A 22,906-nucleotide genomic window follows, 5' to 3' on the forward strand; every position below is an offset into this window, starting at 1 on the left:
AGCGGCGAATCGGGCATGGCGGGCACAGGCGGGAGGATAGCTACATCATGGCGTATTTTGCGTTGCCGCGTGGCGCGCCAGCGCCCATTCAACGTGCTCGCGCACCACCGCATCGTCATCATGGGCACGCGCCGCCAGCGCGGCGAGCACCGCCGGGGTCGATGGCGCATTGCCCAGACCGATCGCCAGATTGCGCAACCAGCGCGCGTAACCGATACGGTAAATCGGGCTGCCGGCGAGCTTTTCCTTGAAGTCGTCCTCGGACCACGCAAACAGTGTCACCAGCTCGACGTTATCCAGACCATGGCGAACGTGGAAGTCCGTCTCCTTGGTGTCGACGGCAAAACGGTTCCACGGACAGCACAACTGGCAATCATCGCAACCGTAAACGCGGTTGCCGATCATGGGGCGGAACTCCTCCGGAATCGCGCCATGCAGCTCGATGGTCAGGTAGGAGATGCACCGGCGCGCATCGACCTTGTACGGCGCGACGATCGCCTGGGTCGGACAGGCCACCAGGCACTTGGTGCAGCGGCCGCAATGCTCGTTCTCCTCGGGCGGATCAAGCGGCAGTTCGAGGTCGGTGAACAGCTCGCCCAGGAAGAAGTACGAACCGTAATCGCGGTTGATCAGCAGCGTATGCTTGCCGCGCCAGCCGAGCCCCGCCTGCGTCGCCAGCTCGACTTCGAGCACCGGCGCCGAATCGACGAATACCCGGTGGCCGAACGGGCCGATCGCCTCGCCGATCCGGTCGGCGAGCTTCTGCAACCGATTGCGCAGCACCTTGTGATAATCGCGGCCCAAGGCGTAGCGCGAGATGTGCGCCTTTTCACCGTCGGCCAAAACCGCCTCGCTGCTCGATACGCCGGGCGGCCGGTAAGGCAGGAACACGCTGACAATGGTTTTAGTGCCGGGCACGAGTTCGGCAGGCCGGGCGCGCTTCAGGCCGTGGCGTGCCATATAATCCATCTCGCCGTGAAAACCGGCGTCCAGCCACGCTTGCAGGCCCGCTTCAGCGTGCGAGAGATCGGTGCCGGTGATGGCAACCTTGGCAAAGCCGAGCGCCTGCCCCCACTCCTTGATCGAAGTGGCTAATTCCTGAACGTCGAGACCCGTATGCATAACGCCAATGATACCGCCATCACGCGCTTCCTCGCCGACGAGGCCGATACGCTTGCGACCGGCGGATTGCTCGCCGCCGCGCTGGCGCCGGGGATGGTGGTGTTTCTCGAAGGCGACCTTGGCGCCGGCAAAACCACGCTGACGCGCGGCATACTGCGCGGCCTCGGTTTTGCTGGCCGGGTGAAAAGTCCGACCTATACGCTAGTTGAACCTTATACGCTTTCAAACTTATACTTGTATCACTTTGATTTATATCGATTTAGCGACCCTTCCGAATGGGAAGACGCCGGCTTTCGCGATTACTTCAACCGCGAAAGCGTCTGCCTGATCGAATGGGCCGACAAGGCCGAAAGCCTGCTGCCGGCGCCGGACTGGTTGATCCAGCTCGCTCCGGAGGCCGAAGGTCGTCGCCTGACCCTGACCGCACTGACCCAAACCGGAACGCAATGCCTGGCCCGACTCGCCCTCTGAACCTCGACCCGAACCGCCGCACCCTCCTGCGCGCGGCGGTCACGACCCTATTGCTGTCGGTGATCCCCAAGGGCTTTGCCGCCACCGACGCACGCGTGGTCGCCGTGCGCGTGTGGCCGGCGCAAGCGTATACGCGGATCACCATCGAATCGACCACCCCGCTGACCTTCCATCAGTTTTCGCTGAAGAACCCCGAGCGCCTGGTCGTCGACCTCGATGGCATCGACCTGAACGGCGAATTGCAAACGCTGGCCGGCAAGGTCAACGCCGACGATCCGTATATCCAGCAGCTGCGCGCCGCGCGTAACAAACCCGGCACGGTGCGGCTGGTGCTCGACCTCAAGACTGACGTCAAACCGCAGGTGTTCACGCTGGCGCCGGTCGGCGAATACCAGCACCGGCTGGTGATCGATCTGTATCCGTCGGTGCAGAACGACCCGCTGCTGGCCTTCCTCGACGATCAGACCTCGCCACCGACGCCCGCCGCCAAACAGCCCGAAGCACCCAAAACGGTCGAGCAGCCGTCCAAGACCGTCGACCGCAAGGATCTGAAAATCGACCGGCTGGTCACCGTGGTGCTCGACCCGGGCCACGGCGGCGAAGATCCGGGCGCAATCGGCCCGCAAGGCAATCACGAAAAAACCGTGGTGCTGGCCATCGCTAAAAAGGTCAAGGCATTGCTCGAAGCCGAGCCGAACATGCGCGTGGTACTGACCCGCGACGGCGACTTCTTCGTGCCGCTCGGCGTGCGGGTGAAAAAAGCCCGTGCGGTGCAGGCCGACCTGTTCATGTCGATCCACGCCGACGCCTTTATCAAGCCCGATGCCAACGGCTCGTCGGTGTTCGTGCTGTCCGACCGCGGCGCGACCAGCACCGCGGCCAAGTGGCTGGCACAAACGCAGAACGACGCCGACCTGATCGGCGGGGTCAAGATCGCCAACGTCAAGGACGTGCATCTGGCCAAGACGCTGATGGACCTGACCCAGACCGCCACGCTGAACGACAGCATGAAATTCGGCAACGCCATGCTGGGCCAGCTCAAACAGATCAACCGCCTGCACAAGGGCAGCGTCGAGCAGGCCGGTTTTGCCGTGCTGAAGGCACCGGATATTCCGTCCATCCTGATCGAAACCGCGTTCATCTCGAACCCGGCCGAAGAGCAGAAACTGATCGACGAGGGCTACCAGCAGAAAATGGCCCAGAGCATCGTCAACGGCATCAAGACCTACTTCGCCAAGAACCCGCCGCTGTCGCGAACCAAACTCGCACAGGGGTAAAGCACCATACCGGGCCGAAAGCCCGGTTTTTCATCGTAGAATCACCGACCACCGCCCTATCAGGAACCCCAGCATGCCCGCCCTACCCGCCAAACTGTTCGACGAGATCGAAGCCCTGGCCAACGCCGGCGACACGCTGTACGAGGCCGGTGACTACAAGGCCGCGATCGCCAAGTACAAGGCGGGCTACGCACTGGTGCCGGCACCGAAAGAAGAATGGGAAATCGGCACCAGCCTGCTGATCGCGATCGGCGACACCCAGTTCGCCGCCGGCGAATTCGCGAAAGCGGTCGAAACCCTGACCGCGGCATCGTTCACCCCGTCCGGCATGGGCAACCCCTTCGTGCATCTGCGCCTGGGGCAGTCGCTGTTCGAGACCGGCGAACTGGATCTGGCGGCCGAATCGCTGCAGCGCATCCGTGGCCACGGTGACGACAGCATTTTCGAAGACGAAGACCCCAAGTACCTCGCCTTCCTGCAATCCCGCGTCCCGAACCACAACTGATCACGGCCTTGCCGGAGCCTGCATGCCTTTTTCCAAACTGACCGCGCCGCTGGCCGGCCTGACCCTGCTGCTTGCCGCTGGCAGCGCACACGCCATCGATCTGCCGTCGATGCAGATGCCCAACCTTGCCGGGCTGGCGGTGGGCGTGACAACCGAGTGCTCCGGCTGCAAGGACACGATGGTCGGGCTGGTGCCGGGCGTGCGTTACGTCACCGAATCGGGTCGGCTGTTCGAATGGTATGGCCCATACGCCCAGTACAACTTCAGCGGACTGACCGGCTTCCAGTGGGGGCCGGCGATCAACCTGAAAATGGGCCGCAGCGACGTCAACGACGACGTGATCAACAAGCTGCACGATATCGACACCACGGTCGAATTCGGCGGCTTCGTCGGTTACGAGTACGACAATCTGCACGGCATTCCGTACCGCTTCCGCGTCAACGCCAATGTGATGACCAATGCCGGCCAAGTCTACGATGGCGCCCGGCTCAATGTCGGCGCAACGCTGTGGGTACCGCTGTCGCAGCGCTTCTTCATCGGCAGCGGCGTCGGCGCAACCTGGGCCAGCCAGAGCTATGTGAACACCTATTACGGGGTCACCGACGCCGACGCTGCGGCATCGGGGCTGACGCCGTTCCACGCCGACGGCGGCAACCAGCAGGTGATCGGCTGGCTGGGTGCGATCGGGCAGATCTCGGGGCACTGGTGGGGTGGCGCCGGCGTCTTCATGCAGCGACTGATGGGCGACGCGGCCGACAGCTCCTTCGTCCGGGAGCGCGGCGATCGCAACCAGCTGACCTATGGCGCCGGCATCGGCTACATCTGGTAACGCCTACCCCATTAGGCGACCGTGCCTTCGCATTTTGCCCTCGTCCGGTGCTCGGAATCCTCATGGACTTTATGTCCATTCCGGTTCCTCCGCTTCGGGCGAGAACAAACTGCATTGGCTCGATCACCGACTGGGATAGGCGCTCTCCAGCAATCAACGCAAAAAACCCCGGCCATCGCTGACCGGGGTTTTTTGTATTTGGCTCCCCGACCTGGGCTCGAACCAGGGACACACGGATTAACAGTCCGTTGCTCTACCGACTGAGCTATCAGGGAAAAGAAAATCCCAGCCTGTGACTGGGACTTCGGTATTCGGTTGGCTCCCCGACCTGGGCTCGAACCAGGGACACACGGATTAACAGTCCGTTGCTCTACCGACTGAGCTATCAGGGAACAGAAGAGATGCGTATAATAGGAAACGACCCGCAATTTGTCAACACATTCCCACAATAAAACCTGACGAGATCATGCAAAATTCGCGGAAGCTCCTGATTTTAATTGCTTTAATTTTGCTCCTGATCGGCGTACTTCCGCTCGTCATTCCCGACTCGCTTTACCGCGACCGCCTGGTCTCCCGACTGGAAAAGCGCCTGCACGACCCAGTGCAAATCGGCAGTAGTGGTATCGAATACGCACCCCGCCCCGCGCTGGTGATGCGTGACGTTGTCATCCGCGACCCGGCCACGGTCAAAATCGACAAAATCAGCGTCCCCATCTCCTTTCACAACCTGCTGCACTGGGGGCGTGAAATTCGTGGCGTGGTGATCGAAAACGGCCAGTTCAGCCCGCGTTTTGCAATGCAGCTACCAGAAAAATTGCGGCCGGAAGCCGATCAACCGCGGCTGACGCAGATCGAGCTAAAGCAATCGAGCATGCCGCTTGGCAATGGCAGCCTCGGACCGATCGACGCCACGCTACGTTTTGGCAGCGACGGTCAGCTGGCTGAATTACAGGCCGGCGACGAAAGCGGGCGTCTCGATTTCCACGTTCAGCCCAAGGGCGAGCAGTTTGCCGTCACCCTGACCGCCAGCGGCTACACGCTGCCCTTTGGTCATCCGGTCCGCTTTGATCGCCTGCTGCTCAAAGGTCTTGCCGGGCCGGATGGTGTCGATATCGAAGACATTCGCGGCGATCTTTATGGCGGCATCGTCACCGGCCGGGCAAAGCTTGGCTGGCAGAGCGACAGCTGGACCCTGGCTGGCACCTTGCGCACCAACGGCATTCAGGCCGAGCCTTTCAGCCAGGTCTTCAGCGAAGTGACTCATGTGTCCGGACGGCTCTCGGGCGAATCCAATTTCGCGTACAAGGCCAGCAACTATCGCCAATTGTTCGAGCAACCGGGTATCGATGCGCAACTGCGCGTGACCGACGGCATGCTGCACAACTTCGACCTGATTACGCCGCTCAAATCCGTGCAGCCGACCACGTACGCACGTGGCGGCCAGACCCGCTTTGATACCCTGGCCGCGCATCTGGTCGTACGTGGCCGCCAAGTGCAGATCAATGACGCCAATCTGGCCAGCGGCAAATTCAACGCACATGGCCAGATGACGATCCAGCCAGACCAGCGCCTCCACGGCGTGATTGCCGCCCGCCTGTCTGGATCGGCGATCAACGTTGCCAACCGGATTACCGCCGGTGGCGTACTGAAGTCGCCGGCGCTATCCACCACCAGCGCCAACCGCCCGCAACCACAGGCCGTCAACCTCACCGCCGAGGACATCCCGGCCGAGGCCGCTGCGCAGTAATTATTTCCGGGGAGTGGTGCTCCGGCAGAAACCATTTGCGTGGCTGAACGTCCCACGCAAATGGTTCAGCGCCATTGCCGCCAGAACCTGCGGCAAAGCGGCATACCGCGACGACGACACTGGATATTCCGGCCCTCACCCCCATTTGACACAGACATTTTCAATATCCCGGCCCGATGGAGTTCCCCCATGTCCTGGAACGATACGCTCGAATCCCTGGGCGCCCGGCGCAATGACGCCGGCCTTGTTACCGATTTCGGCCACGCAGCCGACGAGCTTGCAGCGTTGCAGACCCAAACGGTGGTCTCGCCACTGACGCAGTACGGGCTGATCCGGTTCAGCGGCGAAGAGACCGCGGCCTTTCTCAACGGTCAGCTGTCGAGCGATGTGCGCGCGCTGCCATTGGATGCTGCCCAATACTCGAGCTACTCGACCCCCAAAGGCCGAATGCTCGCCAGTTTTCTCGTCTTTCGCGCTGGCGACGATTACTACCTGCAGATCGCCGCCGAACTGCAGGCCGCGATCCAGAAGCGGTTATCGATGTTCGTCATGCGCAGCAAAACCAAGGCCAGTGACGCAAGCATTGATCGCGTCGTACTCGGCGTTGCCGGCCCCGACGCGGCCGCCAAGGTCGCGGCGGTCACAGGCACTGCGCCAGCGGCGCTCTCAGTTGCGCATACCGAACGCGCCACGGTGATCGGCTTGACGAACGAGCGATTCGAACTTGTCGTCGCCAGCGATGCTGCCGCCGCGCTGTGGCAGGATCTGCTCGCCGCGGGCGCCCGCCCGGTTGGTGAGCCGGTGTGGCGCTTGAGCGAAATCCGCGCCGGCGCACCGTGGATTACCGCGGCAACGCAGGAGGCCTTCGTGGCGCAAATGGCCAATATGGAGCTGATCGGCGCGGTGAGTTTCACCAAGGGCTGCTATCCGGGCCAGGAAATCGTCGCCCGCACCCAGTATCTGGGCAAGCTGAAACGACGGATGTTCCGCATGCACGTCGACGCTCCGGCGCACGCCGGCGACGAGGTCTTCAGTGCCGAAATGAACGGCCAGGCTTCGGGCAAGATCGTGCTTGCCGCGCCGGCACCACAAGGCGGTTGCGAACTACTGGTCGTTGCGCAAATCGCCTCGCTCGAATCCGGTCTGCATCTGGGCAACGCCGATGGCCCGGCGCTGAACCGGCTTGAATTGCCGTACGCGCTCGACTAAAACTGCACCTATCCAATACCGCCTGCGGCGCCAGCCGCGGGCGGTTTCGTTTATAATCGCGCGAATCATTAGAAAAGATATCGTAGGGGATCACACGCATGGGCTTTCTCGCCGGCAAAAAAATTCTGATTACCGGGCTGCTGTCCGACCGTTCTATTGCCTATGGCATCGCCCAGGCATGCAAGCGCGAAGGCGCCGAGCTGGCTTTTACCTATGTGTCCGAGGATCTGAAGCAACGCGTCGTCGATCTCGCCAAGCGTTTCGACTCCGATCTGGTGCTGGCCTGTGACGTTGGCAGCGATGAGCAGATCACCACCTTGTTTGCCGATCTTGGCAAGCACTGGGATAGCCTTGATGGCCTGGTGCACTCGATCGGCTTTGCGCCGCGCGACGCACTCAAGGGCGATTACCTGGATGCGGTCACCCGCGAAAACTTCCACATCGCCCACGACATCAGCTCGTACAGCTTCGCCGCACTGGCCAAGGCGGCTCGGCCGATGCTGAACCAGAACGCCAGCCTGATCACGCTCTCCTACCTGGGTGCCGAGCGCGCGATCCCGAATTACAACGTCATGGGTCTGGCCAAGGCCTCGCTCGAAGCCAACGTGCGCTACATTGCCGCGGCCGTCGGCCCGGAAAAGGGCATCCGCTGCAACGGCATCTCCGCCGGCCCGATCAAGACGCTCGCCGCATCGGGCATCGCCAATTTCGGCAAGCTCTTGAAAGCCGCCGCCGAAGCCACCCCGCTCAAGCGCAACATCACCCAGGAAGAAGTCGGCAATGTCGCGGCCTTCCTGCTGTCGCCGCTGGCATCGGGCATGACCGGTGAAATCCTCCACGTCGACGCCGGCTTCAGCATCGGCGCTGGCGCACTGGGCGATAAAGGCGAATAAGCCTCGGTCCCGCCAATCAGAATGCCCGGCCCGTGCCGGGCATTTTTGCTTTTGAGCCCGCGCTCGCAGCAGTGCACAATGAACCATCCATCTTTACGGAGCACGCCAATGTGCCAATTGCTGGGCATGAATTGCAACGTGCCGACCGATATCGTGTTTTCGTTTGAAGGTTTTCATCGTCGTGGCGGGCTGACCGACCATCATGCTGACGGCTGGGGCATCGCGTTCTTTGAAGATCGCGGCTGCCGGCTGTTTCTGGATTATCTGCCGTCGATCACCTCGCCGATCGCCGAGCTGGTTCGCGCCTACCCGATCAAGAGCCGCAATGTCATCGCACACATTCGCAAGGCGACGCAGGGCACGGTCAATCTCGCCAACACTCATCCGTTCCGGCGCGAGCTGTGGGGGCAGTACTGGATATTTGCCCACAACGGCAATCTGGACGGCCTGCCTTCGCTGGCGGGCAGCCGCTTTCAGCCGGTCGGCGACACCGATAGCGAACAGGCCTTCTGCTGGCTGCTCGATGCCTTGGCCCGGCGCTTTCCCTCCGCGCCAGCGCGCGATGAACTGTATGCGGCACTGAAACCGCTGGCGGACGAGCTTGCCAGTCGCGGCAGCTTCAACTTCCTGCTCTCCAACGGCGAGCTACTGTTCGCGCGCTGCGCGACCGATTTGCATTACATCATCCGCCGCGCGCCATTCTCGACCGCGCACCTTTCGGATGCCGATGTCAGCATCGACTTCTCGTCGGTCACGACGCCGGACGACAGGGTCGCGGTGATCGCGACGCAACCGCTGACCGACAACGAAACATGGATCAAGATGAAAAGCGGCCAACTGTTGATGTTCGTCGACGGCGAACCGGTCGCCTGAGCCAGCGGCAGCTGGCGCTAGTGCGATTGCAGGCGCAGCAAGGCGTAAAACGATGCGTCGAAGCCCTCATCACCCGGATCGAGCTGGCGTAACTGCTGCGCCAGCTTGTCGGGTGACGACATCCCTGCGGCAAAACGGTCGCGAACCTTTTTCAGCGTCTGCGCCCGCGCGACCAGCTCGTCGCGCCGCCTTTCAACCCGGCGCCGCTGGCGCCGGTGTGCGCCCACCGAGAGGTTGAGCCACAGGATCAGCGGCAACGCCAGCAGCCAGCGCTCGCCAAACAGGGCGACGACGGCAACAAGGATCAACAGCAGATACCAAAGCTGATCGGCCATCTCCAGCTGCGGCAACCACACCGACAGACTCGGCCAGCGCGCCTTGAAAGTCGATGCGATCCAGGCATCGTCACCGGCCTCGCGCTTTTTGCGCACCAGCATCGCATCCAGTGCCAGCGTCGCATACCACTGGCTCACCACCTTGCAATGCAGCCACGGCGTCGCCAGGTAGAGATCAAGCTGCTGCTGGTAAAGCCGATGAAACGCATCGCTCGCCAACGGCGGCACATCTTCGCTGAAGGGCTGCGCTGCGGCACGCTGCACCAGCAGCGGCCAGCCGGCGATCTCAGCCAGCAGCCGTCGGCGCTCGGCCAGCAGCTCGGGGGCAATTGTCAGTTGCGGATGATCGAGCCTCAGGTAGTGCCCGAGCAGGGCTTCGAGATCGGCAAAATCGGGCGCCTTTCCAGGTGCGGCAACCAGGGCGGCGCGCAGCCGCGCGACCTCGGCGCTCACCGCCGCGCCGATCGGCGCAGCCTCGGGCACCCAAGGCATGCGCACCAGCGCATCGGCCTTGAACAGGCTTTCGTCGTAATAACGGACAAAGGCGGCGTTGTAGCGCATCCGCTCTTCTTCGTCGCGCTGCTTGTCGCCGGAGACGAGCGGCGGCGTGGGCGGCTGGCGTTTCAGATCAACCAGAATGCGGTTGGCGTACGTTTCCAGCTCCGGCGCGATCCCGGCATGGGCGAATACCGGCTCCAACTCACGCCGGCGCGAGCGCCATTCCTCAAGCGCTTGCCAAATCGTCCAGTCGGTCATTGCGCGAACCGTGAGGTCAAACGATGCGGCATGCCGTCTCGAATGGCAGACGCGGATTGCGCGGGTGCAGTTTCTCGCGCACGCCATAACCCAGATTGATCAGGAAGTTCGAGCGCCAGTTTGTGCCCTCGAAGAACGCGGCATCGACCACCGCGTTATCGAAACCGGACATCGGCCCGCAATCGAGCCCGAAGGCACGCGCCGCCAGCATCAGATACGCCCCCTGCAGGCTGCCGTTGCGCAGGCACGTCGCCTGAATCACCGCATCGTTGCCGGCAAACCAGCTCCTGGCATCGGCCTGCGGAAACAGCGCCGGCAGCTCGTCGTAAAAAGCCAGATCGTAGGCGACGATCACCGTCACCGGTGCGGCCATGGTCTTGTCGCGATTGCCCTCGGATAGCGCGGGCTTGAGCTTCTCCTTGGACTCGGGCGAGCGAACGAATACAAAGCGCGCCGGCGAACTGTTGGCCGAGGTCGGACCAAACTTGAGCACGTCGTACAACGATTTCAGCGTTTCGTCGTCGATCTGGCGGTCGTCGAAGTAGCTGAACGTACGCGCCTCGCGGAAAAGCTGGTCCAGCACTGCGGCGTCGAGAACCTGGGACATGGTCATTCCTTGCGTTTCAGGCGCGCTTCAATCGCGTCGCACAGGGTTTCAAGAATGGTAACGCGGGCATGGTATTTGTTGTTGGCGCCGATCAAGTGCCACGGCGCGATCGCCGAACTGGTGCGATCGATCATGTCGCTGGCGGCGACGATGTAATCGTCCCAGCGATCGCGATTGCGCCAATCTTCATCGGTAATTTTGAAGTGTTTCCACTCGATCGATTCGCGCTCCTTGAAGCGGCGCAACTGCTCGTCGGAATCGATCGCCAGCCAGAATTTGACCACGATGATATTGGCCGCGTCGAGCTGAGCTTCGAAGTCATTGATCTCGTTGTAGCCGCGCATCCAGTCGAACTGGCTGGCGAAGCCCTCGACCCGTTCGACCAGTACCCGGCCGTACCAGGAGCGGTCGAAGATCCGCACCTGACCATGCGGCGGCACATGGCGCCAGAAGCGCCACAGATACGGTTGGGCGCGCTCTTCGTCGGTTGGCGCGGCGATAGGCACAATGCCGTACTGGCGCACGTCAAGCGCAGCGGTGATGCGGCGGATGCTGCCACCCTTGCCGGCGGCATCCATGCCCTCGAACACGGTGATGACGCCCATTTTCTTGAAGCCGCGCTTGCGCGTCAGCTGGTTGAGCCGCCCCTGCGCCTCGGCCAGACGCCGCTCGTAGTCTTGCTTGCCGAGTTTATGATTGAGCTCAAGCTTGTCGAGCAAACGCACCCCATCGACCGATGGCAGCAGCGGCGCAGCATCGCCATAAGGCTGGAACTGTTTGTCGAAGCGCGCATTCAGCGCGTCGAGCAGTTGCTGGCCGACCGAAATCGCGCGGTAATTGGCATCATTGCCCTCGACCACCCGCCACGGCGCAAACGCAAGGTTCGTTCCCTGCAGCATCTGCTGGCACGCATCGAGGATCTGATCGTAGTTTTTCAGGAACCAGCGATCCTCATCGCAGACGCGCCAAGCGGTCAGCGGATCGGATTCGAGCTGCTTAAGGCGTTTTTTCAAATCAGCCTTGGGCAGGTGCAGCCAGAACTTCATCAGCAACACCCCCTCGGACGCGAGCATGCGCTCGAAGCGGGTGAGCTGTTCGATTTCGTGCTCGAAATCGGCCTGACACTCACCACGCAAAGCATCCCACACCGGGCCGTGATACCAGCCACCAAAGAAGATCGCGGAGCTGCCCTTGGGCGGTAGCGCACGCCAATAGCGCCACAGTGGTGGACGATCGGCCTCTTCATCGGTCGGCTCGCCAAAGGCGTGGCTGGCGATATGCCGCGGATCCATCCATTCGTTCAGGAGGCTGGCGATTTCGCCACGTCCACCGGTCGGCACCCCCGCCAGCAGGATCACCACAGGGAAATCGCCCAGTTGCTTGAGCTTGAACTGCGCCGCCAGCAGCGCCTGGCGCAACACCCCTTCACGCTGGCGGTAATCCTCCTTGCCGATCTTGTGTCCCAGCGTTGCCGAATCGAACATACCGTGCTCCTTGTTGATCTTGTGCGCCATTATCAGGTCGAATCGCGCCAGCAGGACAAGCAGCGCATGCTGCCGGCAAAGAAAAAGGGAAGCGCATGCGCTCCCCTTTAGCTGTTGGGCCGAACCGGATCAGACCGAGAACGACGAACCGCAACCGCAAGTCGATTGTGCATTCGGGTTCTTGATCGTGAACTGCGAACCCTCGAGGCTGTCGACATAGTCGATTTCAGCGCCGACGAGGTACTGGTAGCTCATCGGATCGACCAGCAGCGTGACGCCGGCTTTGTTGACTTCGGTGTCGTCGTCATTGACGATTTCGTCGAAGGTGAAGCCGTACTGGAAGCCCGAACAGCCGCCGCCGGTCACGAAAACGCGCAGCTTGAGGTCGGGATTGCCTTCCTCGGCGATCAGCTCGGCCACCTTGCCTGCAGCTGCATCGGTAAACAGGAACGGGCTGGGCATCTCGGTAGTTGCGGTGGTCATCGCATACTCCACAATTAATAGTTGACTAAACAAGTAGGATTATCGCGCCGACCCCGGCATCGGGTCAATCGGTGCTCGCTGGCACTTCTTCCGGTGTGATCATCCGCGCGCCTTCCAGCGGAATCAGCCGGCCTTCGATCACCGCGCCCGGGTGCATTTCCAGCGTTTTATAAGTGAGATCGCCGCGCACGCGCGCCTTGGGCTGCAGCTCAACATAGTGGCTCACCTCGATCGGCCCGGCAATTTCACCATTGAGGATCAAATGGGTTGCGCGCACGCCGCCCTCGATTCGGGCTTTTTCGGAAACCACCAGCGTACCGTGCTGCGCATCGAGCGCGATCACATTGCCGGCAATCGTACCGTCAACGCGCAAACCACCGGCAAAACGCAGTTCGCCGTCGAATTGCGTGCCATGGCCGATCAGGCTGTCGATCCGCTGACTGCCTTTCTTTTTCTTGAACATCACAACTCCCCTTGCTGATTATTGCAGCTCGCGAGCGGCTGCTTGTCTTTTTCGCTAACGAGTTTCAGCTCGATACGCTCTACCTTGGCCGCAACCGGCAAGGTCAACTCGCCTTCGGTGCTACCGTAATGGCGAAACGCCAGCGGCGTCGCAGCCAGATCAAGCCGGCGTCGCGTACTGCCTTCCCGTAGCGTGGCGCTTGGCAGCAGCTGACCGGCAAATGCGGCATCGCGCCCAGCCCCCTGCGTCGCCAACACCCGCCAGCGCCAGCGGCCCTCGCCAACCGGCTCGAAGTCACAGCGCACCAGCTCGACCGGCCGGTTACGCTCATTGCGCGTCAACAAGGTCTCGAAAAATGCCAGCCGTTGTTGCTGCCCGGCCAGTTGCTGCTGCGCGTCGGCCAACTGGGCGGCCAAGGCCTTGCGTGCCGCCTCGCTGACTTCAAAGCGCTGCTGCGCCGCCACTGACTGTGCCGCCAGCGAATCGCGCTGCGACTGCCCCGCCGCATTCGCGACGATCTTGTCCTGCCATTGCTGCCTTGCCAGCTCTCGCGCCTGGCGGCCGCCAAACCAGTCGCCAGCCACGAAAGCCAGCGCGAGCGCACTCAAGCACACCAGCACGCGCCACGCCCGGCCACGCCAACCGAGCGCCGGCCGTAGGGTGAGCGGCGTCGCCGTCAGCCGGGCCCGCTGCAAACGGTACAGACGCCTGAGCGGCATCGGCGCTTAAGGCAGCAAAGGAACGACGTCCAGGCCCTGCGTTTCCGGCAGGCCGAACATCAGATTCATCACTTGTACCGCCTGCCCCGACGCACCCTTGACCAGATTGTCTTCAACGACAAGGATCACCAGCAGATCGCCATTACCCGGACGGTGCACGGCGATGCGGGCGATGTTTGAGCCGCGTACCGAGCGCGTTTCCGGGCAGCTGCCCGCCGGCATCACATCGACGAAAGGCTCGCCGGCGTAGCGGTCTTCAAACAGCTGCTGGAAATCGGTATCGCGCCCTTCGGGCTTGATGCGCGCGTAGATGGTTGAATGGATGCCGCGAATCATCGGCGTCAGATGCGGCACGAAGGTCAGTGATACCGGCGCACCGTGAATCGCACTCAGGCCTTGATTGATTTCCGGCGAGTGACGATGCCCCTTGACGGCGTAGGCCTTGAAGTTGTCGCTGGACTCGGCAAACAAGGTACCGACCTCGGCCTTGCGACCGGCGCCGGACACGCCGGATTTGCAGTCGGCGATCAGCGTATCGGCCTCGATCAGCTGCTGGCCACCTTCGAGCAGCGGCAACAGCCCGAGCTGCACCGACGTCGGGTAACAGCCGGCCATGCCGATCAGCCTTGCAGCCTTGATCGCATCGCGATTGACCTCGGCCAGACCGTAGACCGCCTCGTCGAGCAGATCGGTGCAGCTGTGTTCCATCGCGTACCACTTGGCAAACTCGGCCGGATCCTTGAGGCGGAAATCGGCGGCGAGGTCAATCACCTTGACGCCGGCATCAAGCAGCTCGCGCGCCTGCGCCATTGCCACGCCATGCGGCGTGGCGAAGAACACCACATCGCAGCCCTTGAGATTAGCCTCTTCCGGGGTCGAGAACGCCACGTCGACACGGCCGCGCAGGCTCGGGAACATTTCGGCAACCTGCATGCCGGCTTCCTTGCGCGATGTCACCGCTTCGATACGCGCGCCGGCATGCCCTGCCAGCAAGCGCAACAACTCGACTCCGGTGTAGCCCGTACCGCCGACAATCCCGACCTTGACCATCTCGCACTCCTTGTAAGCAATGCTCGCGATCATAAAACAAAAGCCGCCCTGATGGGCGGCTCTCGTCTGGCCTCAGACGCCAGAAACGACAAAGCCGCCCAAAGGCGGCCTTGCTGGTGCAGACAAGCTCGAAATTAACGCTTCGAGAATTGCTTGCGACGGCGGGCTTTGTGGAAGCCAACCTTCTTACGTTCGACTTCACGTGCATCGCGGGTAACGAGACCTGCAGCCTTCAATGCCGGCTTCAGTTCTGCGTTGTAATCGATCAGAGCGCGAGTCACGCCGTGACGAACCGCACCGGCCTGACCGGTTTCACCGCCACCGTTGACGTTGACAAGAATGTCGAACGCTTCGAGGTTTTCGGTGAGGGTCAAAGGCTGACGAACGATCATGCGGCTGGTTTCGCGGCTGAAATACTGATCAACCGGCTTGCCATTGACGACGATGTTGCCCGAGCCCTTGGCCAGGAACACGCGGGCAACGGCGCTCTTGCGGCGACCGGTACCGTAGTTGTACTTACCTACCATTTTGCTATTCCTTGTTCAGGGCTCAGACTTCAAGCGCTTTAGGCTGCTGCGCGGTATGAGGATGCTCATTACCGGCATACACCTTCATCTTCTTGAGCATTGCGTAGCCCAGAGGGCCCTTCGGCAACATGCCCTTGACGGCTTTTTCCAGCACACGGCCTGGGAATTTATCTTGCATTTCGGCGAAGGTGCGCTGATAGATACCGCCCGGATGACCGGTGTGACGGTAATAAATCTTCGATTGTGCTTTGTCGCCGGTCACTCGCAGCTTATCTGCGTTCACCACAACGATGTAGTCGCCGCAATCGACGTGCGGGGTGTATTCGGCTTTGTGTTTGCCGCGCAAACGCTTGGCAATTTCAGCCGCAAGGCGACCCAGCACTTTGTCAGTGGCATCAACAACGAGCCACTCGCGCTTCACCTCGTGCGGCTTGGCAGAGAAGGTTTTCATGACTGCTTAGTCCACGTTACGAATTCGAGAAAGTCGCAGATTTTATCCCCCTAAGAAAGAACATGTCAAATCTAGCGAGAGGAACCCACCAAAAAAAACGCAACCCGTGAGGATTGCGCATGAATTCCACCAAAAAATGGAGGATGGAGGAGACAACGCCGGGCAAGCCCGACGCCGAAACCCATTTTTGCATGCTGGCTTCATGCAAACAAGGCACAAGAGCGTCAAAAATGCCATTCGACTGATCAGGTAAAACCCCTAAAAGCTGCGTCAGATCAAGCTTCTCTCTACAATTGCCGCCTTGATTCGATAACAAGCGGCTCGCGTGAAAAGGAAGTCATGAAAGTACGTCTGAAGTGGGTGGAAGCGGTCAGTTTTCTGGCGCAGTCGGAGTCCGGGCACGCGGTCTTGATGGATGGTCCACCCGAAGGCGGTGGTCGCAATCTTGGGCCACGGCCGATGGAAATGCTCCTGATGGGCATGACCGGCTGCTCGACCTACGATGTGATTCATATTCTCAAGAAGGGCCGTGCCGATGTGCGCGACTGCGTGGTCGAGGTCGATGCCGACCGCGCCGAGGTCGACCCCAAGGTGTTCACCAAGATCCACCTGTACTTTATCGTCACCGGCCGCTCGCTCAAGCCCGAGCAGGTCGAGCGGGCGATCAAGCTCTCGGCCGAGAAATACTGCTCGGCATCGATCATGCTCGGCCAGATGGCCGAAATCACCCACGATTTTAAGATCATCGAAGCCGACTGATACGGCCATCATCGCCAATAAAAAGGCTATGTATCCGCTAACTGTTGTGGATCACTGCGCTACGCCTGCTAGCCCAAGCAACAAGCCGTATTCCAGCGTGCCGTTGGCGTCACTGGTATCGCAAGGGTTCACGCCACTTACGTGAGGTTGCAACAGTTAACGTCGACAGAGCCAATAAAAAAGCCGCCTCAGGGCGGCTTTTTGCATGCTGCATATCGAGTCACTTCATCGTATCGGGTACGCCGCACTGCTCCTTGTCCGCGTCAGTCACGCGTCGCTGGCGGCCAAAACGCGGTGCATTCTGTTCGCCGTAGATCAGCGTATACGGCAGGCCGATTACCAGCGCGCCACCGACGATATTGCCCAAGGTTGCCGGAATCAGGTTGGAGACGATGAAGTGCCCCCAGCTCACATCCAGCCCCCCCAGCATCGCCGCCGGAATGATGAACATATTGGCGATGCTGTGCTCCATGCCGAGGGTGACGAAGGCCATCACCGGGAACCAGATGCCCAACACTCGCCCGAAGGTGTCCTTGGCCGAGTAGCCCTGCATGGTGGCGACGCAAACCAGCACATTGGCGAGCACGCCCTTCATAAAGGTCATCATGAATGGATGCGAGGTTTTGCCCTGCGCGATACCGATCAGGTAAGCGGTCGCCGGATCGCCGGGCGTGATCAGATGGGTCAGGTAGACCAGGAAGTACGCCGCGCCGACCGCACCGATAAAGTTGCCGAAATATGAAATCCCCCAGAAGCGCAGCATTTCACCGACACCGAGTTCGCCCCGCAATACGGCCGAGGCGCCGAGAGCGCAATTGGAGGTAAACAGGTCGGCGCCGGTCAGCGTGACCGCGATAAAGCCGAGCGGGAACAGCGCGCCGAAGATGAACTTCACCAGGCCCGGGTTGCTGACCGCCAGACCGGTACAACCGCCGGCGACGATCACAGCCAGAATGGTACCGATGCCGATGAACATGCCGCCAAGCACAGCGATGCCGAGCAATCGCCCGGGATGCAATCGGGCCTTCTCGGCACCGGCATGGGCAATGTAGCCGACGATTTCGGCAGGGGAACGAAGTGTGGAGGACGAAGGAGAGGAAGACATGGCGCGCCTGTAGCAATAAAACATGACGTCTAGTTATACGCCGCGCACATCATGTAGTTTTGGTACAAGTTCCGAACAAAGCAGACAACAATCGGCGAAGCTGATCCAGATCAAACGGCGCACTCCCGACTACGCCTTTGGGACTAATTTACGTGTTTATTGCAATTATTTTATGTCGTATGCGCAGGCATCAGAAGCGATAGCTCAGCGAGGTCATCAGCTTGGATGTCACGCCCATCAGCGCCTTCAGCGGCAACGGCAGTTCGGCGGCGCCAAGCTCGACCGCGATATCGGCATGCCCCATCTCGTCACGGTACATCTGCTCGACAATGGCGCGGCTCTTGGCATCCTGCACCGGCAGGGTCTGCAGATGTGATTGCAGGTGCGCGCCGACCTGACGCTCGGTTTCTGCCAGGAAGCCCAGATTCCATTTGTCGCCGATCACGCCGGCGGTCACGCCGATCGCCAGGCTGCCCGCATACAAAAGCGGGTTGAGCACGCTCTTGTGGCTACCGAGTTCCTCGATCCGACGCTCGGTCCACGCCAGATGTTCGACCTCTTCCTGTGCGGCGTGACGCAGCGCCTCACGGTTGGCCGGGTCGCGCGCCGTCAGCGCCTGTCCCTGGTACAGCGCCTGGGCGCAGATCTCGCCGCTATGGTTCACGCGCATCAAGCCGGCGGCATGGCGCTTTTCGGCCTCGTCAAAATCGGTATCGTCGATATGCGCATCGGGATGTGCACGCGCACTAGTTGCCGGCGCCGCGAGCGTACGCAGCACGGTGTCGAATTCGGCAACCAGGGTATCGAGCTTGGGCAGCCCTGGCAGGGCGGGCAGTTTGAGCATGGCGTTCTCCTTGGCGTCGATTTTACTATTTATCGGCGTGCTATGATTCGGCGGATTTTCACCGCTATCGATACGGATCAGAACACGATGAAAAAATTCTTTGCCGCCGCGGCGCTGAGCGTTGCCACGATGTCCGCCTGGGCCGCCAACCCGCAGGTCGAGCTGGTGACCAACAAGGGCAAGATCGTCCTTGAGCTGTACCCGGAAAAGGCGCCGGCCACGGTTGCCAACTTTCTGCAGTACGTGAAAGACAAGCACTACGACAGCACGATTTTTCACCGTGTCGTCGCCGGCTTCGTCGTCCAGGGCGGCGGTTTCGACGCCAAGATGAACCAGAAAGCGACACGCGCGCCGGTGAAGAATGAAGCGCAGGCCGCCTTCAAGGCCGGGCTGAAGAACGATCGCGGCACCGTCGCCATGGCACGAACCAACGACCCGAACTCGGCGTCCAGCCAGTTCTACGTCAACCTGAAGAACAACGATTTTCTGAACTGGCCGGGCAGCGACGGCTTCGGCTACGCGGTATTCGGCAAGGTCGTGGCCGGGCTCGACGTGGTCGACAAGATCGCCGCGGTCAAGACCATGCCGGGCGATGCGCCGCTGGAACCGGTGGTGCTGCAATCGGCGCGTGAACTCCCCGCTGCCGCAGCGGCCAAATAAACACATTCAATTCAACAAGCAAGGATCAATCATGACCCAAGTAAAACTGAGCACCAGCGCCGGCGATATCGTTCTTGAACTCGATGAAGTCAAGGCGCCGATCACCGTCGCCAACTTCGTCCAATATGTGAAAGATGGCCACTACGACAACACCGTGTTCCACCGCGTGATCGATGGCTTCATGGTTCAGGGCGGCGGTTTCGCACCGGGCATGAAAGAGAAGAAGTCCCGCGATAACATCAAGAACGAAGCCGACAACGGCCTGAAGAACGACGCCTACACCGTGGCGATGGCGCGTACGCCCGAGCCGCACTCGGCCTCGGCACAGTTCTTTATCAACGTCGCCAACAACGACTTCCTCAACTTCCGTGCCGCAACGCCGCAAGGCTACGGCTATGCCGTGTTCGGCAAGGTTGTCGAAGGCAAGGAGGTCGTCGACGCGATCAAGGGTGTGAAGACCGGCAACAGCGGCTTCCATCAGGATGTGCCGAAGGAAGACGTGCTGATCGTCAAGGCCGAAGTCCTCGGCTGATCGATCGCTGATCGTGCCAACGCCGCCCGCCCGGGCGGCGTTGTCGTATCCGGATCGCTGAACCATGCCCTCGCCCTGGCTCTGGCACGCCCCCAGCTTCGCACTGTTTACCGGCGGAGCGCTGATGCTGCTGCTCGCGGCCTGGGTGGCCGCGCGCCCCGCTTTCGCCGGCCGCGCCGCCTTTATCGGCATGCAGTTGACGCTGGCATGGTGGTGCAGCATGGCCGGGCTCGAATATGCCAGCACCGAGGCCGCGCTCAAGGTCGATCTGGCACGCTGGACCTGGCCGGCGATCATGCTCGGGCCGACGTTCTGGCTGCTGTTCGCGCTGCGCTACCTGTACGGCTATCGCGCGCCGCTGGGGCTGCGCGGCCACGCGCTGGCGTGGAGCGGCCCCTTGCTGGTTGGCTTGCTTGCCGTCAGCGACGGCCAGCATCACGGCCTGTACCGCGCCTATCTGCCCATCCGCGCCGAGCTCGGCAGCCAGCTGCACTATTTCGCCGGCCCGGTGTTCTATTTCGCCGCGCTCTATCTGTACCTGTTGATGCTCGGCGCGATGGCGCTGATGCTGTTGAGCCTGAGCCGCTGCGCCCAGGCCTACCGCAAGCAGTACCTCGGCTTTGTACTGGCGTCGCTGCCGCCGTGGATCGCCAATGTCGGCTACATCACCCGGACATGGACGCTATTCGATTTCGATCCGACCCCGTTCGCGCTGGCGCTGACCTGCGTGATCTTTGCCTGGCTGATCCGCCACGGCCAGCTGTTCGACCTGATCCCGGTCGCGCGCACGCTGCTGCTCGACGCACTGCCCGATCCGGTGCTGCTGATCGACCGGCGTGGCCGCGTCATCGAGGCCAATCCGGCCGCGCGCTACTGGCTCGGCGATGAACCGGTCGGCCGGCCGCTGGCCGACTGGCCCTGGCTGGCGCAAGGCTTGACGCTGTCGAACCAGGAGCTGCTGAGCCACGCCGGCCACGATTTCGAAATCAACCGCCGCCTGCTCGGCACGCCGGCGCAGCCGGCCGGCGAGTTGCTGCTGCTGCGCGACATCAGCCACCGCACCCGGGTCGAGCACGAGCTGTCGAGCGCGCTCGCGGTGCTCGAAGCGCAGCTCGACGCCAACCAGACGCTGCAACGGCAATTGCGCGAAGCCTCGATCCGCGACCCGCTCACCGGCTGCTACAACCGGCGTTTTCTGGCCGAAGTCGGCCCGCGCGAGCTGCTGCACGCCGAGCGCACCCGCCGGTCGATGGCGCTGGTGCTGATCGACTTCGACCATTTCAAGGTACTGAACGATAGCGACGGTCACGCCGCCGGCGATGCCGCGCTCGTGGCGTTTGCCGGATGCTGGCAACAACACGGCCGACAGGACGACTATTGCTTCCGTTACGGCGGCGAAGAGTGGCTGTTGCTGTTGCCCGGTTGCAATGCGGCGCAGGCGACCGAGCGCGTCGATGCCTTGCGGCTGGCCTTTGCCGGTTTGTGCATCGGCCCACGCCAGCGCAGCCTCACCTTCTCGGCCGGCGTCGCCGCATTTCCAATGGATGCCGGCGACCTGGCCGCACTCACCGCCCTGGCCGACGCCGCGCTCTATCAGGCCAAGGCGGCGGGCAGAAATCGCGTCATCAGCATCACCCCGCCCGAGACTACTTTCAGCGAAACCGATGTCTAAGCCTGTTTTATTGATCTCCGACCTGCACCTGTCGCCCGCCGATCCGGCCACCGCCGAGGCCTTCGGCCGCTTTCTCGCCGGCACCGCACGCGATGCCCGGGCGCTGTATATCCTCGGCGATCTGTTCGACGTGTGGATCGGCGACGACCAGCTAAACGACCCGTTCTACGCCGAACTCGCCGCACGGTTACGCGCCCTGGCCGCCAGCGGCGTGCCGGTGTCGTTCATGGCCGGTAATCGCGATTTCCTGTGCGGGGCGCGCTTTGCCCGCGAGGCCGGGCTGACACTGATCGCCGATCCAACGCCGATTGCACCGTTCGGCACGCCGGTGCTGCTGGCGCACGGCGATGCCTATTGCACCGACGACGCCGATTATCAGCGCTTTCGGCGCATCGTCCGCTCACCGCTGGTGCAGTGGCTGTGGCGGCGCCTGCCCTATCGCTGGCGCAACCGCGAGGCAGCCAAGCTGCGCGAGAAATCGACGGCGATGAACCAGCGCAAGACCGCCGACATCATGGACGTCAATCGCAACGCCATCGAGGCCGCAATGCGCAATGCCAAGGTAGCCACGCTGATCCACGGCCATACGCACCGGCCGGCACGGCACGTTGAAGCCGCCGGCGTGCGCTGGGTGCTGGCGGACTGGCACGCCGGCAGCGGCGGCTATCTGAGCCTCGACGAGCGCGGCGTCAGCATGTACGCGCTCGACGGCACGCCGTTTCCGTTCGCCCGTTAAGCCCCGTTAAGCTTCCGGCATCAGTTCGCGTCGACGCGTACCCACACCGTGTACACCGTCGCCGCTTGCACGCGCGAACCGATGCCTGAGCCGCGGGCCTGCTGCGTCGACTCGCCGACCGGCAGCCACTCGCCCAGCGCGCCGGCAACTTCGCTATACACCGCGCGCTGATCGATGCTGCCGTTGCCGTTGAAGCGGCTGCTTTGCGGATACAGCCGCAGCTGCACCCGCTCACCGACGACTTGCGGCTCGACCCAGAAACCGCTGCCGACCGACTGCCATTGCCCGCCCTGGGTGACGATGCTGTAGCCGGGCCGGAACACCCACGACAGCGTCGGCACGAAACGCGATTCGCCGAGCGAAATCATCGCCCGGCCACCGTCGATCGTCGTCACCCTTTGCACCGCCGCCTGCCGCGTGTCCCGGGAGCGCTGCGCGTCGATCGCGACGACGGCGCCGCTGCCACGGTTGGAAATCACCACCGAACCATCGGCATCGAGCCCCGAACGCGAACCGGATTCGCGCTGCTCGACGCTCACGGTCAGGCGCCGCGTCGGCGTATCGAGTCGACTGACCAGCGCAGAGATGCGGGCAAAGGTCGCCTCGTCCGGCGCGCGCACGACGAGCTGATCGTAAAAACCCTGAATCGCCGCGTCGGGAAAGGCCTGCTGCAGCAGCGGCGCCAGCTCGGACGCCGTTTTGTGCCGCAGTTGCACCGTATCGACAACGTCGGCCAGTGCGGCACCGGCCAACAATAGGCTCCCGAACATCAGTGCGCGCATGGCGATCTCCTTGAA

Annotated in this window: 26 protein-coding genes and 2 tRNA genes; 13 read left to right on the forward strand and 15 right to left on the reverse strand. The window is 62.1% G+C overall.

The genetic code is table 11. The features are described from left to right. Positions 1-45: 45 nt before the first annotated feature. Positions 46-1,122 (reverse strand): tRNA epoxyqueuosine(34) reductase QueG, encoded by a 1,077-nt coding sequence (queG, locus tag JLC71_RS09635; protein WP_200915218.1) that lies wholly within the window; start codon positions 1,120-1,122, stop codon positions 46-48. Here queG and tsaE point away from each other — a divergent pair. From tsaE to JLC71_RS09655, 4 genes are all read left to right on the forward strand, one after another. Further along, a complete protein-coding gene (gene tsaE / locus JLC71_RS09640; RefSeq protein WP_200915219.1) occupies positions 1,117-1,593 on the forward strand; it encodes a tRNA (adenosine(37)-N6)-threonylcarbamoyltransferase complex ATPase subunit type 1 TsaE in 477 nt (158 codons plus the stop codon). The two genes, queG and tsaE, sit on opposite strands and share 6 nt — an antisense overlap. Next, positions 1,569-2,870, forward strand: coding sequence for an N-acetylmuramoyl-L-alanine amidase (locus tag JLC71_RS09645; protein WP_200915220.1), 1,302 nt, complete (start codon positions 1,569-1,571; stop codon positions 2,868-2,870). The genes tsaE and JLC71_RS09645 overlap by 25 nt, the downstream gene beginning before the upstream one ends. Before the next feature lie 73 nt (positions 2,871-2,943). Next, positions 2,944-3,375 (forward strand): tetratricopeptide repeat protein, encoded by a 432-nt coding sequence (locus JLC71_RS09650; RefSeq protein ID WP_200915221.1) that lies wholly within the window; start codon positions 2,944-2,946, stop codon positions 3,373-3,375. Positions 3,376-3,397: 22 nt separating this feature from the next. Continuing rightward, complete coding sequence (locus JLC71_RS09655; RefSeq protein ID WP_200915222.1) at positions 3,398-4,204, forward strand: MipA/OmpV family protein; 807 nt, start codon at positions 3,398-3,400, stop codon at positions 4,202-4,204. 199 nt (positions 4,205-4,403) lie between these two features. Here JLC71_RS09655 and JLC71_RS09660 read toward each other — a convergent pair. Both JLC71_RS09660 and JLC71_RS09665 read right to left on the reverse strand, forming a co-directional pair. After that, a tRNA-Asn gene (locus JLC71_RS09660) sits at positions 4,404-4,479 on the reverse strand. 41 nt (positions 4,480-4,520) lie between these two features. Next, a tRNA-Asn gene (locus JLC71_RS09665) sits at positions 4,521-4,596 on the reverse strand. 116 nt (positions 4,597-4,712) lie between these two features. On the opposite strand from JLC71_RS09665, the gene JLC71_RS09670 reads away from it, so the two are divergent. The 4 genes from JLC71_RS09670 (at position 4,713) to JLC71_RS09685 (ending at position 8,926) form a co-directional block, all read left to right on the forward strand. Next, on the forward strand, positions 4,713-5,951 hold the full coding sequence (locus JLC71_RS09670) for an AsmA family protein (protein ID WP_200915223.1): 1,239 nt from the start codon (positions 4,713-4,715) through the stop codon (positions 5,949-5,951). Between the two features lie 189 nt (positions 5,952-6,140). Then, positions 6,141-7,160, forward strand: a complete 1,020-nt coding sequence (gene ygfZ, locus JLC71_RS09675) for a CAF17-like 4Fe-4S cluster assembly/insertion protein YgfZ (protein ID WP_200915224.1) — start codon at positions 6,141-6,143, stop codon at positions 7,158-7,160. A gap of 98 nt (positions 7,161-7,258) precedes the next feature. Then, positions 7,259-8,053, forward strand: a complete 795-nt coding sequence (gene fabI, locus JLC71_RS09680; protein WP_200915225.1) for an enoyl-ACP reductase FabI — start codon at positions 7,259-7,261, stop codon at positions 8,051-8,053. A gap of 108 nt (positions 8,054-8,161) precedes the next feature. Next, complete coding sequence (locus JLC71_RS09685) at positions 8,162-8,926, forward strand: class II glutamine amidotransferase (RefSeq protein WP_200915226.1); 765 nt, start codon at positions 8,162-8,164, stop codon at positions 8,924-8,926. 17 nt (positions 8,927-8,943) lie between these two features. Here the strand turns inward: JLC71_RS09685 and JLC71_RS09690 are convergent, their stop codons facing one another. The 9 genes from JLC71_RS09690 to rplM form a co-directional block, all read right to left on the reverse strand. Beyond that, on the reverse strand, positions 8,944-10,017 hold the full coding sequence (locus JLC71_RS09690) for a hypothetical protein (protein ID WP_200915227.1): 1,074 nt from the start codon (positions 10,015-10,017) through the stop codon (positions 8,944-8,946). Positions 10,018-10,033: 16 nt separating this feature from the next. Continuing rightward, positions 10,034-10,624, reverse strand: a complete 591-nt coding sequence (locus JLC71_RS09695) for a malonic semialdehyde reductase (RefSeq protein ID WP_200915228.1) — start codon at positions 10,622-10,624, stop codon at positions 10,034-10,036. 2 nt (positions 10,625-10,626) lie between these two features. Then, positions 10,627-12,108, reverse strand: coding sequence for a polyphosphate:AMP phosphotransferase (gene pap / locus JLC71_RS09700; RefSeq protein ID WP_200915229.1), 1,482 nt, complete (start codon positions 12,106-12,108; stop codon positions 10,627-10,629). A gap of 129 nt (positions 12,109-12,237) precedes the next feature. Beyond that, the gene (erpA, locus tag JLC71_RS09705) at positions 12,238-12,570 is read right to left on the reverse strand and encodes an iron-sulfur cluster insertion protein ErpA (protein WP_236251037.1); all 333 of its coding nucleotides are present in this window, start codon (positions 12,568-12,570) and stop codon (positions 12,238-12,240) included. Between the two features lie 85 nt (positions 12,571-12,655). Continuing rightward, entirely contained in the window at positions 12,656-13,054 is a 399-nt protein-coding gene (locus tag JLC71_RS09710; RefSeq protein ID WP_200915231.1) for a bactofilin family protein, read from the reverse strand. Continuing rightward, on the reverse strand, positions 13,054-13,773 hold the full coding sequence (locus JLC71_RS09715; RefSeq protein WP_200915232.1) for a DUF6776 family protein: 720 nt from the start codon (positions 13,771-13,773) through the stop codon (positions 13,054-13,056). Before JLC71_RS09715 ends, JLC71_RS09710 begins: the two co-directional genes overlap by 1 nt. A gap of 6 nt (positions 13,774-13,779) precedes the next feature. Further along, the gene (gene argC, locus JLC71_RS09720; protein WP_200915233.1) at positions 13,780-14,823 is read right to left on the reverse strand and encodes an N-acetyl-gamma-glutamyl-phosphate reductase; all 1,044 of its coding nucleotides are present in this window, start codon (positions 14,821-14,823) and stop codon (positions 13,780-13,782) included. Positions 14,824-14,957: 134 nt separating this feature from the next. Then, positions 14,958-15,350 (reverse strand): 30S ribosomal protein S9, encoded by a 393-nt coding sequence (gene rpsI, locus JLC71_RS09725; RefSeq protein WP_200915234.1) that lies wholly within the window; start codon positions 15,348-15,350, stop codon positions 14,958-14,960. Between the two features lie 22 nt (positions 15,351-15,372). Further along, the gene (rplM, locus tag JLC71_RS09730; protein ID WP_200915235.1) at positions 15,373-15,801 is read right to left on the reverse strand and encodes a 50S ribosomal protein L13; all 429 of its coding nucleotides are present in this window, start codon (positions 15,799-15,801) and stop codon (positions 15,373-15,375) included. A gap of 339 nt (positions 15,802-16,140) precedes the next feature. Between rplM and JLC71_RS09735 the strand changes: the two genes are divergently transcribed. Then, on the forward strand, positions 16,141-16,560 hold the full coding sequence (locus JLC71_RS09735) for an OsmC family protein (protein WP_200915236.1): 420 nt from the start codon (positions 16,141-16,143) through the stop codon (positions 16,558-16,560). Between the two features lie 220 nt (positions 16,561-16,780). Here JLC71_RS09735 and JLC71_RS09740 read toward each other — a convergent pair whose 3' ends face one another. After that, a complete protein-coding gene (locus JLC71_RS09740; RefSeq protein ID WP_200915237.1) occupies positions 16,781-17,665 on the reverse strand; it encodes a formate/nitrite transporter family protein in 885 nt (294 codons plus the stop codon). 190 nt (positions 17,666-17,855) lie between these two features. Next, positions 17,856-18,509, reverse strand: coding sequence for a 2-polyprenyl-3-methyl-6-methoxy-1,4-benzoquinone monooxygenase (coq7, locus tag JLC71_RS09745; protein ID WP_200915238.1), 654 nt, complete (start codon positions 18,507-18,509; stop codon positions 17,856-17,858). A gap of 129 nt (positions 18,510-18,638) precedes the next feature. On the opposite strand from coq7, the gene JLC71_RS09750 reads away from it, so the two are divergent. The 4 genes from JLC71_RS09750 (at position 18,639) to JLC71_RS09765 (ending at position 22,109) form a co-directional block, all read left to right on the forward strand. Then, positions 18,639-19,169: a peptidylprolyl isomerase gene (locus JLC71_RS09750; RefSeq protein ID WP_236251038.1), complete on the forward strand. Its 531-nt coding sequence runs from the start codon at positions 18,639-18,641 to the stop codon at positions 19,167-19,169. A gap of 31 nt (positions 19,170-19,200) precedes the next feature. Next, complete coding sequence (locus JLC71_RS09755) at positions 19,201-19,701, forward strand: peptidylprolyl isomerase (RefSeq protein WP_200915240.1); 501 nt, start codon at positions 19,201-19,203, stop codon at positions 19,699-19,701. 64 nt (positions 19,702-19,765) lie between these two features. Beyond that, positions 19,766-21,373 (forward strand): histidine kinase N-terminal 7TM domain-containing diguanylate cyclase, encoded by a 1,608-nt coding sequence (locus tag JLC71_RS09760; protein ID WP_200915241.1) that lies wholly within the window; start codon positions 19,766-19,768, stop codon positions 21,371-21,373. Continuing rightward, entirely contained in the window at positions 21,366-22,109 is a 744-nt protein-coding gene (locus JLC71_RS09765; RefSeq protein ID WP_200915242.1) for a UDP-2,3-diacylglucosamine diphosphatase, read from the forward strand. Before JLC71_RS09760 ends, JLC71_RS09765 begins: the two co-directional genes overlap by 8 nt. Positions 22,110-22,129: 20 nt before the next feature. Here JLC71_RS09765 and JLC71_RS09770 read toward each other — a convergent pair whose 3' ends face one another. Further along, positions 22,130-22,891: a hypothetical protein gene (locus JLC71_RS09770; protein WP_200915243.1), complete on the reverse strand. Its 762-nt coding sequence runs from the start codon at positions 22,889-22,891 to the stop codon at positions 22,130-22,132. Positions 22,892-22,906 lie beyond the last annotated feature (15 nt).

Source organism: Jeongeupia sp. HS-3 (assembly GCF_015140455.1).
Taxonomy (GTDB): Bacteria; Pseudomonadota; Gammaproteobacteria; order Burkholderiales; family Chitinibacteraceae; genus Jeongeupia.

Coding starts and splice junctions, on each gene's coding strand:
- tsaE (WP_200915219.1), top strand. CDS start 1,117: ATGCATAACGCCAATGATACCGCCATCACGCGCTTCCTCGCCGACGAG.
- queG (WP_200915218.1), bottom strand. CDS start 1,122: ATGCATACGGGTCTCGACGTTCAGGAATTAGCCACTTCGATCAAGGAG.
- JLC71_RS09645 (WP_200915220.1), top strand. CDS start 1,569: ATGCCTGGCCCGACTCGCCCTCTGAACCTCGACCCGAACCGCCGCACC.
- JLC71_RS09650 (WP_200915221.1), top strand. CDS start 2,944: ATGCCCGCCCTACCCGCCAAACTGTTCGACGAGATCGAAGCCCTGGCC.
- JLC71_RS09655 (WP_200915222.1), top strand. CDS start 3,398: ATGCCTTTTTCCAAACTGACCGCGCCGCTGGCCGGCCTGACCCTGCTG.
- ygfZ (WP_200915224.1), top strand. CDS start 6,141: ATGTCCTGGAACGATACGCTCGAATCCCTGGGCGCCCGGCGCAATGAC.
- fabI (WP_200915225.1), top strand. CDS start 7,259: ATGGGCTTTCTCGCCGGCAAAAAAATTCTGATTACCGGGCTGCTGTCC.
- JLC71_RS09685 (WP_200915226.1), top strand. CDS start 8,162: ATGTGCCAATTGCTGGGCATGAATTGCAACGTGCCGACCGATATCGTG.
- JLC71_RS09690 (WP_200915227.1), bottom strand. CDS start 10,017: ATGACCGACTGGACGATTTGGCAAGCGCTTGAGGAATGGCGCTCGCGC.
- JLC71_RS09695 (WP_200915228.1), bottom strand. CDS start 10,624: ATGTCCCAGGTTCTCGACGCCGCAGTGCTGGACCAGCTTTTCCGCGAG.
- pap (WP_200915229.1), bottom strand. CDS start 12,108: ATGTTCGATTCGGCAACGCTGGGACACAAGATCGGCAAGGAGGATTAC.
- erpA (WP_236251037.1), bottom strand. CDS start 12,570: ATGCCCAGCCCGTTCCTGTTTACCGATGCAGCTGCAGGCAAGGTGGCC.
- JLC71_RS09710 (WP_200915231.1), bottom strand. CDS start 13,054: ATGTTCAAGAAAAAGAAAGGCAGTCAGCGGATCGACAGCCTGATCGGC.
- JLC71_RS09715 (WP_200915232.1), bottom strand. CDS start 13,773: ATGCCGCTCAGGCGTCTGTACCGTTTGCAGCGGGCCCGGCTGACGGCG.
- argC (WP_200915233.1), bottom strand. CDS start 14,823: ATGGTCAAGGTCGGGATTGTCGGCGGTACGGGCTACACCGGAGTCGAG.
- rpsI (WP_200915234.1), bottom strand. CDS start 15,350: ATGGTAGGTAAGTACAACTACGGTACCGGTCGCCGCAAGAGCGCCGTT.
- rplM (WP_200915235.1), bottom strand. CDS start 15,801: ATGAAAACCTTCTCTGCCAAGCCGCACGAGGTGAAGCGCGAGTGGCTC.
- JLC71_RS09735 (WP_200915236.1), top strand. CDS start 16,141: ATGAAAGTACGTCTGAAGTGGGTGGAAGCGGTCAGTTTTCTGGCGCAG.
- JLC71_RS09740 (WP_200915237.1), bottom strand. CDS start 17,665: ATGTCTTCCTCTCCTTCGTCCTCCACACTTCGTTCCCCTGCCGAAATC.
- coq7 (WP_200915238.1), bottom strand. CDS start 18,509: ATGCTCAAACTGCCCGCCCTGCCAGGGCTGCCCAAGCTCGATACCCTG.
- JLC71_RS09750 (WP_236251038.1), top strand. CDS start 18,639: ATGTCCGCCTGGGCCGCCAACCCGCAGGTCGAGCTGGTGACCAACAAG.
- JLC71_RS09755 (WP_200915240.1), top strand. CDS start 19,201: ATGACCCAAGTAAAACTGAGCACCAGCGCCGGCGATATCGTTCTTGAA.
- JLC71_RS09760 (WP_200915241.1), top strand. CDS start 19,766: ATGCCCTCGCCCTGGCTCTGGCACGCCCCCAGCTTCGCACTGTTTACC.
- JLC71_RS09765 (WP_200915242.1), top strand. CDS start 21,366: ATGTCTAAGCCTGTTTTATTGATCTCCGACCTGCACCTGTCGCCCGCC.
- JLC71_RS09770 (WP_200915243.1), bottom strand. CDS start 22,891: ATGCGCGCACTGATGTTCGGGAGCCTATTGTTGGCCGGTGCCGCACTG.